Source organism: Sphingomonas pituitosa NBRC 102491 (assembly GCF_001598435.1).
Lineage (GTDB): Bacteria > Pseudomonadota > Alphaproteobacteria > Sphingomonadales > Sphingomonadaceae > Sphingomonas > Sphingomonas pituitosa.
The window spans coordinates 1-2,479 of record NZ_BCYY01000059.1 but is presented as its reverse complement, the minus strand read 5'-3'; the positions used below and the strand labels follow the sequence as shown (position 1 = coordinate 2,479).

At 68.4% G+C, this 2,479-nt stretch carries 3 protein-coding genes; all 3 read right to left on the bottom strand.

Annotated features, from left to right (window positions below; all coding sequences use genetic code 11):
* Nucleotides 1-24 precede the first annotated feature (24 nt).
* Nucleotides 25-1,578 (bottom strand): IS66 family transposase, encoded by a 1,554-nt coding sequence (tnpC, locus tag SPI01S_RS21525; RefSeq protein ID WP_066727409.1) that lies wholly within the window; start codon nucleotides 1,576-1,578, stop codon nucleotides 25-27.
* Nucleotides 1,579-1,639: 61 nt separating this feature from the next.
* Nucleotides 1,640-1,987 carry an IS66 family insertion sequence element accessory protein TnpB gene (gene tnpB / locus SPI01S_RS21520; protein WP_066727407.1) on the bottom strand — a complete coding sequence of 116 codons (348 nt, stop codon included), beginning with the start codon at nucleotides 1,985-1,987 and terminating at the stop codon, nucleotides 1,640-1,642.
* Entirely contained in the window at nucleotides 1,984-2,358 is a 375-nt protein-coding gene (gene tnpA / locus SPI01S_RS21515; RefSeq protein ID WP_084253698.1) for an IS66-like element accessory protein TnpA, read from the bottom strand. Before tnpA ends, tnpB begins: the two co-directional genes overlap by 4 nt.
* Between the last annotated feature and the right edge of the window lie 121 nt (nucleotides 2,359-2,479).

Below are 2,479 nucleotides of genomic sequence, written 5' to 3'. Positions count from 1 at the left end.
TAAGCGCGGTCTGCAGGCCGCAGATTATGCGGCTTGCGCGGTTGGCTGATCGGCTGGCGGGGTCCAGTTCCACGGCAGGAGTTCATCCCAGCGGCTGGCGGGCCAGTCATCGGCGATCCTGGCAATGACGTCGGCGATATAGGCCTGTGGGTCGACGCCGTTGGCCTTGCAGGTATGGATGACGGTGTAGATGGCGGCGGCACGTTCACCGCCCACGCGCGAGCCGGCGAACAGCCAGTTGCGACGGCCGATGGCCACGCCGCGCAGGGCGCGTTCGGCGATGTTGTTGTCGATCTCCAGCCGGCCGTTGTCGAGGAAGCGCGACAGCGCCGGCCAGCGCTTGGTGCCATAGGCGATGGCCTTCGCCATGTCGGATTTGGGCGACAGGCGGCGCAGCGCGGTGTCGAGCACTTCGCGCAAGGCCTCAACCAGCGGTTTGCTGCGTTCCTGCCGTGCCCGGTGCCGGATATCCGGCGGCTGGCCGCGCACCTCGGCCTCGACGGCGTAGAGCGCGCCGATCCGCTCTAGAATGTCGGTGGTCAGCGGCGTGGAGGTGCGCTCATGCAGGTCAAAGATCTTGCGCCGGAAATGTGCCCAACATGCCACCTCGGTGGCGCCGCCCCGATACAGCCCGTCATAGCCGGCATAGGCATCGGCCTGGAGGAAACCGCGAAAGCCGGCGAGATGCGCCAGCGGGTGCGCGGCGGTGCGGTCGGGCGTGAAGCGATACCAGGTCGCGCGCGGCGCCGTGCTGCCCGAGGCCTGGTCGTCGGCCGCGTACACCCATAGCCGCCCCGTCGCGGTCTTGCCGCGGCCGGGGTCGAGCACCGGCACCGGGGTGTCGTCGGCGTGGATCTTGTCGGCCTTGAGGACTTCGTCGCGGATGCGGGCGACGACCGGATCGAGCAACGCTGCGGCCTGTCCGGCCCAGCCGGCCAGCGTCGAACGGTCGATGTCGAGCCCCTGCGCCGCCATCATCTCGGCCTGGCGGTACAGCGGCAGGTGGTCATTGAACTTGGATACCACGACATGCGCGAGCGTCGCGAAGCTGGCCTTGCCGCGCGCGACGGCGCTGGCCGGCGCGGGTGCCTGGACAATCTTCTCGCAGACCCGGCAGCTATATTTGGGACGGACGTTGCGCACCACTCGCCAGCGCACCGGCACGATGTCGAGCATCTCATGCGCATCCATGCCGAGCCGGCGCAGTACGCCGCCGCAATCGGGACAGGTGCAGGCGCCCGATGCTGGTTCGTGGACGATCTCTTCGCGCGGCAGGTGCGCCGGCAGGCTGCGGACCGGTGCCGGCCGCGACGCGGTTTCCGACGGGCGCTCCTCTACCGGCGCCGCGTCGCGCTCGGCTTCCAGCTCCTCCAGCGCCAGTTCGAGCTGCTCGATCTCGCGGCCCAGCTTCTCGGAGGAGGCGCCGAACTGCATTCGCCGCAGCCGGGCGATCTGCCCGCGCAAGCTGTCGATGAGCAGATCGCGGGCGGCAAGCGCGGCATTGGCCCGGGCGAGCAACGCCTCCAGCGCGGCGATCCGCGCGGTGGCATCAGCAGGGGAAACGGGCGCTTCCGACACCCGGATTTCCTAGCAGATCGCAGCGTTTCAGGCGAGCAAAAGCGACGCAAAACCGCCCGTTTCAGCCCGCCAGCGTCGGCGTGCAGGTCCGCTCCGGACGGCGCCAGTCGATGCCCTCCAGCAGCATCGACAATTGCGCTGGCGTCAGCACCACCGTTCCGCTTGCCGTCACCGGCCAGACGAAACGGCCCCGGTCGAGCCGCTTCGAAAACAGGCACAGGCCTTGCCCATCGAACCAGAGCAGCTTGACCAGATGCCCGCGCTTGCCGCGAAACGCGAACAGCGCGCCCGAATGCGGGTCTTTCGCCAGCACCTGCTGCACCAGCACCGCCAGGCCGTCGAAGCCCTTGCGCATGTCGGTCACGCCGCACGCCAGATACACCCGTGTCGGCAACGGCGCCGGGCTCACCGCAGCACCGACAACACCCGTGCCAGCGCATTCGCATCCACCCCGCCGTCGACACTGATCCGAACACCGCCGGGCAACGCGATATCGATGCGCCCCGACGAACACGGCACCGGCGGTGACGCCGGCACGACCGGCTCGGCGAGCCGAACTTCGGCAAACACCGGCAGCGAAGGCGCAGCCCTGGCCAGCCTGCCTTCGCGCAGTTGCTTGCGCCACGTATAGATCAGGCTGCTCGACACCTCGCGCCGGGCGATCACATCGCAGACCCTGGCCCCAGGCAGGAACGCCTCGGCCAGGATCTCCAGCTTTTCCGCGTCCGACCATCGCCGCCGCCCAGACACACGGCCGACTACTTCCATACGACCAGTCATACGAGTGCTCGTATGACTGGTCGTAGAACCGGAAACTTCCTGCACCACCAACGCCCCCGTTAAAGGCGGCAAGCATCCCGGCTATCGACGATGCCGCAAGGCGGCCTGCTGAACACGCTTA